Consider the following 6,000-nt stretch of genomic DNA (forward strand, 5'->3'; position numbering starts at 1 on the left):
TGATTTGTAACAAAATTGAAATCCGAGAAATTAATTCCATAATTCACTTCTACAAACAAAAAATCAGATAAAAAAATACCGATTAGACTAGAAAGGGCGGTCTGCAACAATGCTTAAATTGATGAGAAACAAGTATATTGTTGTATTGATTGTTTCTATCGTTTTTATCATATTTTGGATCTATAAACCGATAGAGACTACTCGTATCACAGTTGGCACGATTGAAAGCAAGGAGAGTAAAGGCGGAAATCATTTTATAAATATTATTTATGCTGATCAAACTCGTACGGATAAAATTAAAGTTCCATTAACAACTTGGAATCTAATAAAGGCAGATATTGAATATTTTTTCGTTTATAAATTTAATTTAATACGTAAGCCTTATTTAGTAGATATTAGAGAGCACTAAAGTTATTGTTCTGACGAACTTGGCAAGATGATGTATGCCGTACGTTTATAACGATTATACATTCCTCTCTAGCAATGTCCCCAGTTGTTCTGCTAAGACATGATGGGGGACAGGCATTTCATTCATGAACCACCATTCCACTACTCCTACAAAAGAAGAAGCGACAAACCTCACAAGAAGATCTTCATTTAACCCTTCATTTTTTCCTTTCGTTACATCGATTTCATTCTTAAATTCTTCGATAAGAAATGCAAGAAAACGACCGTGAAAGTAAGGAGCACCTTTACTCGCTAACATCATGGAAAAAAATGAATAATGACGTTCAAAATATTCGGTCCAGATTAGAGTCGATTCGGTAAAATCCAATTCCGCAGCCGCTCTGCACGTTACCCTTAGCACGTCAATATGTTCTTCAATGAGTTTATCCAGCAGATCATATTTATCTAAATAATGAAGATAGATGGTCCCGCGGCTCACATTCGCCCTTTCGGAAAGATCCTGAATTGTAATATCATCAAAATTTTTTTCTGACATCAGATCTATAACCGCTTTTTTTAACGCATCCTGCGTTTTTTGTATTCTTCGATCCACTTTAGCCAATTTCAGGTCACCAAGCTTTCGTAAATAATTAACAAATATACAGAAGTTGTTCATTAATTAACAAATCACGTTCAGTTAACAATTGCAGATGTTTTGCATCTGTTTATAATTATAGACAAGTGTTCATTAATGAATCAATGATTATTATTACATCATTGAAATTGGCCATACATTTTGCTCCGAAGCAAGTGGAATTTATGTATTGACTTGGAGTTCACTCCATGGATTAAGCTTCTTTATATCTTCTGTATTTCCTGATTATTGTTCATTAGTAGAAATCAAAACATTTTGCACCTGAGGAGGAATGAAATATCGAACGCCTATGGACGAAGTCGTTTATTCTCATGACTATAGGTAACCTGTTCTTATTTAACGCATTTTATATGCTGTATCCGACGCTACCGCTGTTCATCAAACAACTGGGAGGCAATGAATCGCAGGTCGGTCTAGCGATGGGTGCTTTTATGTTGTCTGCTGTTATTTTACGGCCGCTTGTTGGCGGGCTGCTAGACCGGTTCGGCAGGCGACCGTTTATCATTTGGGGACTGATTCTCTTCATCCTAGCAATGTATTTGTATAACTGGGTCGGGGGAATTGCTGTTTTGCTGGGGCTCAGAATATTGCATGGCATGAGCTGGGCGGTATCTACAACCGCTACGATGACGGCGATTACAGATATGATCCCGTCCACCCGCCGTGGTGAGGGAATGGGGTGGTTTAGCACATCCATGACACTGGCTATGGCAATCGGCCCAATGTTCGGCATATGGGTTGCTCAGAATCGATCATACAGCGATTTGTTTTTAATCGCTGTGGTCCTCTCATCAGGAGCACTGCTCCTGATGTTAGGTGCAAAAATGCCTTTCCAGCCAAAAGCTGACACAAGAAAAATTGAATTATTCGAAAAATCGGTTTTGCCCGTTGCGGCCTCGGTCTTTTTTCTCTTTATTGCTTATGGCGGCATTACAACCTTTGTTCCGCTTTTCGCTGAGTCGATTCAGGTTAATTCCGGCGCGTTTTTTCTAGCATTTGCTGCAACGCTTGCCCTAAGCCGTCCCATTTCGGGAAAACTATCTGATCGGTACGGAGAAATTTTTGTCATTGTACCGGCACTTGTAATTACGATTGGTTCATTGATTGTATTGAGCCTCTCAAGCGGATTGATGGGCGTACTGCTATCAGCAATTTTATATGGTATTGGTTTCGGTTCGGCGCAGCCAGCTCTTCAAGCGGCTACGATCCGTTTGGCCCACCCGAATCGTATAGGAGTTGCGAACGCCTCAATCTCGACTGCTAATGATCTTGGTATTGGGTTAGGTGCAATCATGTTAGGCTCTGTCTCTCAGTATGCAAGCTATAAGGTGTTGTTCATCGTCAGTGCTTTGTCCGTCGCGATTTCCTTGATTCTTTTTACTCTTTTTGCGAAACGCTTGATACAAAAGAAACCGTTTCTTCATGCAGAATCGCTTCCTCTCGAATCAAGCTAGCCATAAACTATCGACATTAATAATATGTATCAGAAACCACCCTTAAAGGTGGTTTTTTGCTTTTTTTAGCTACTACATACCTGCCGTAACTTCGCCAGAATATCAAATACTGTTCTACGGTTGCATGCAATAAGCTTATTATAAGTTTGATCTTCCACTGTGTTCATGATTGCAAATTGAAAGTTCTAGTATTTTCCTATACAATAACAATGAGAACAATTCTCAGTGAATACACTTATATAAGGGTTTATTGCTAATAAGCAAAGAGTTATACACTTTGATCGCTGCGAGAGTAGAGAGAGGATTTGAATCGAAGCAAATGAACATTAATGACCATATCCAATTATGGGATCAGGCAATTGTAAGGGTTTTAGATGTTAGACAAAACACGTTAGAGCAAGGAAAATGCTTGCGAAAGTATACATTGCCCACCAGCACCTTTGTTTATATTGTTCGCGGCAGAGGTCGACTTTGGCTGGACGGAGATGTCCATTTTGCCGACAGGTTTTATGTGCTGCACGGAGGGAAAGGAGCTTGCTTGGAGATTGAAACAGAAACGGCAATTGAATACTATCTAGTTCTATATAAGGCTGTATTGCCGCAAAACTGTCTTTATGATTTTAAATTACTGATGCAAAATGATAATCCATTCGAGAAGCCATACAGCTATACTCCATTTGACGGGTTGGCACTCTTGGAATTTATACAAATGATGCATAGAGATTGGATTCAAGCAAACAAGCTGGACATGCTGCATGTTAGAGGGGTATTTTATCAATTTGTACATAGGCTGTTTCGTCAAATGCTGCAAAGCCCTGAGGCGATCAGTCAAAATAATCTAGCAGAGCAAGTATTGCGTTTTTTATCCGATAGATATCAAGAGCCGAAATCAATGGAATCATTATCTTTGGAGCTCAATTACAGTCCACAGTATCTTACGCGCAAATTTAAAGAGCAGACAGGATTCAGTCCGATTGAATATGTCATTAAATTGAGAATAGAGAAAGCACAATTTTTATTGCTTACGACAGATGCTACTTTACAAGAGATCGCACTGAATGTGGGATATTCAGATTTGTTCTATTTCAATCGTATTTTCAAAAAATATGCAGGTATTGCACCAGGTAAATTTCGAAATAAACATCTGTCCGATCAAGGACAGGGTTCTAATCATACAAAAAAAACGTTAAAAAACTCCATTGTTAATCAAACCTCTCAAAACTATATTTATAATGAGAATGAAAAACATTCTCAATTCATAAGAGAAGAGGATTACACAATGAACAAAGGCTCCAAAACGGTAATGCTGTCCACAGTATGGCTCTGTTTTGCTATTATGGTTAGTGCGTGCTCAGCAGCGACTAACACCCCGAGAAACGCGAGCTCGGGCAATATGACAGGAACAGAGAAAACATCAGACAATCAGTCTGCCAATACTTCTACAACTGCTGCGCAGTTAAATGAAACAAAAATAGTAGCTACCCATTTTGGTGATGTGGAAATTCCAATAAATCCGAAGCGAGTAGCATCTATTGACTATTTGGGCACTGTAATTGCTCTTGGCGTTGAACCGATCGGTTCCAATAATGTGCTGCTGAATAGCCCGTATTTAAAGGGGCATTTGGAAGGTGTGGAAGATGTCGGTGACTCGATAGAGAAGCTCCTTTCTATAGAGCCGGATATTATTATTACACATACGACCAAGCCAGAGGTTTATGAGAAATATAGTGAGATTGCACCGACGGTGTCTATCGCCTCTAATACCTTCAATAGTGTTCATGAAGAATTAACCTATTTTGGAGAAGTATTAGGCAAAGAAGATGAGGCGGCTGAATGGTTGAAACAATATGATCTCCATACAGCTGAAGCGAAGGAGAAAATTGCAGGGCTTTTACCAGAAGGTTCTACATTTTCAGTATTCCAGGAGTATGATGGACAAGTTTTCGCATTCGGCCCCAAATCAGGTCGTGGAGGCAGAAATATTTATCAGATGCTGGGCCTTGCTGCTCCAACTGCAATCCCTGAAAATATATTAGCTAATACTTACTCGAAAATATCAATAGAGAAACTGCCGGAGTATGCAGGGGACTATATCGTCCTAACAACCGAGTCATCGCTGGAAGAGCTCAAAAAAGATCCAATATGGGGTTCTCTGGAAGCGGTACGGGAAGAACGAATTTTCCTTTGGAATGAAGAACGTTCATGGTATCGTGATCCTATCGCTCTCCTCGCACAAACGAAGGAGTTGGCTGACTGGATTGTTGGTCTGTCGAAGCTTAAGTAATTTAGGTATAGGAAATACGTGTAGGTTTGGCAATAGAAAAAGTCATTATTTTGTACGCTTATCATTGTTGATCATATGAATCGGCTATTTTTCATGATACGATATAGAAGCACTAGTGCTCATCTTCAATGTGCGGATTAATAGAAGGATTTGTTGGAAAAAAGCTGCATATTATGCGTTTTAGAGATGCGATATTAAGTGAGTTTATATAAAATATCAGGTATCGACAACTTGGGTGAAAACTGCCTAGTTGTCGATATTTTTACAATATTAAGATCGTAATAGTGGTAAATTACTAATAAGGGATGTGACTCTATGGCGGGTAATATATTATACATTCCCTATACTGTTATTATGATTTTAGCTTTTATTGTTTGCGTAGTAATAATCGGAATAAAAAAAGGCAAGGGATCAACTAAAAAATTTTTAGCTTATACGGTACCAATTATTGCTTTATTCCAACTTTACTTTTGGAATTTAGAATTTAACAGTTATATTCGTAGTTACTTATTTCCAAGTAAAATCTTTGAGTGTGAGTCCTATATGGAAGACCAAATTAATATTTCTATTCCACTCCCGAAAAGAACTGTGTTTCTTGGAAAATCCGACGGCTGTTCTCCTTTTTACTCAACTTATGTTGATGACAAAGAATTTTACTCCTTTTACGAGAAAGAATTGAAAATCTTACAATACAATGGGGAAATTGAAAGCTATAGCTATATTGAGCAGGATGAAATTCAACAGTCAATTAAAAAGGGGTTTGTAGTAGAACTAATCACTGGTTCGGAAATTGACATTTTTTCAAGTGGAAAAATAGGTTCTAATAAATGGTCAATATCCATTGATTACAATCCGAAAAAATAGAGTTCTCAATTCTATTTATAGTTATAGTTAACGTTAGCTCTGCTAAAGCCGCGTTTCCATTGTGATGTTTTAAAGAGGAACAAAACAGCATTAAATGATAATAAAGCCAATTGTCAAGAAGCTGTAAATTAACGACATAAACCCGCTGATATGATATTGGTTCCGAGAAAATAGATAGAAAAAAGGTCAAGCATGGTGTGTACTCACGGGACTGACCCCTTAGCGTGAGACAAATTAAAACACCTTCAAGAAAATGCAACCATGTCGTAAGATATGGAGACAACCTTGGAGGTGTTTTTACGTTGGCAACAAGAGTAAGTTACCCAGTGGAAACAAAAATGAAAGCTATTGAATTG

Annotated in this window: 5 protein-coding genes; 4 read left to right on the forward strand and 1 reads right to left on the reverse strand. The window is 38.2% G+C overall.

Translation table 11 applies throughout. The annotated features are described in order from the left end of the window. Positions 1-109: 109 nt before the first annotated feature. The gene (locus AC1DM9_RS27350; RefSeq protein ID WP_477549482.1) at positions 110-409 is read left to right on the forward strand and encodes a hypothetical protein; all 300 of its coding nucleotides are present in this window, start codon (positions 110-112) and stop codon (positions 407-409) included. Between the two features lie 54 nt (positions 410-463). On the opposite strand, the gene AC1DM9_RS27355 is transcribed toward AC1DM9_RS27350, so the two are convergent. Beyond that, the gene (locus AC1DM9_RS27355; protein ID WP_477549481.1) at positions 464-1,009 is read right to left on the reverse strand and encodes a TetR/AcrR family transcriptional regulator; all 546 of its coding nucleotides are present in this window, start codon (positions 1,007-1,009) and stop codon (positions 464-466) included. A 311-nt stretch (positions 1,010-1,320) separates the two neighbouring features. Between AC1DM9_RS27355 and AC1DM9_RS27360 the strand changes: the two genes are divergently transcribed. The 3 genes from AC1DM9_RS27360 to AC1DM9_RS27370 all read left to right on the forward strand — a co-directional run bounded on the left by AC1DM9_RS27360 (position 1,321) and on the right by AC1DM9_RS27370 (position 5,644). Next, positions 1,321-2,496: an MFS transporter gene (locus AC1DM9_RS27360; RefSeq protein ID WP_441875562.1), complete on the forward strand. Its 1,176-nt coding sequence runs from the start codon at positions 1,321-1,323 to the stop codon at positions 2,494-2,496. Positions 2,497-2,773: 277 nt separating this feature from the next. Next, positions 2,774-4,780 carry an AraC family transcriptional regulator gene (locus AC1DM9_RS27365; RefSeq protein WP_477509698.1) on the forward strand — a complete coding sequence of 669 codons (2,007 nt, stop codon included), beginning with the start codon at positions 2,774-2,776 and terminating at the stop codon, positions 4,778-4,780. A gap of 315 nt (positions 4,781-5,095) precedes the next feature. Continuing rightward, positions 5,096-5,644 carry a hypothetical protein gene (locus AC1DM9_RS27370; protein WP_441875051.1) on the forward strand — a complete coding sequence of 183 codons (549 nt, stop codon included), beginning with the start codon at positions 5,096-5,098 and terminating at the stop codon, positions 5,642-5,644. Positions 5,645-6,000: the final 356 nt, after the last annotated feature.

Source organism: Paenibacillus sp. 01T431, from assembly GCF_056398625.1.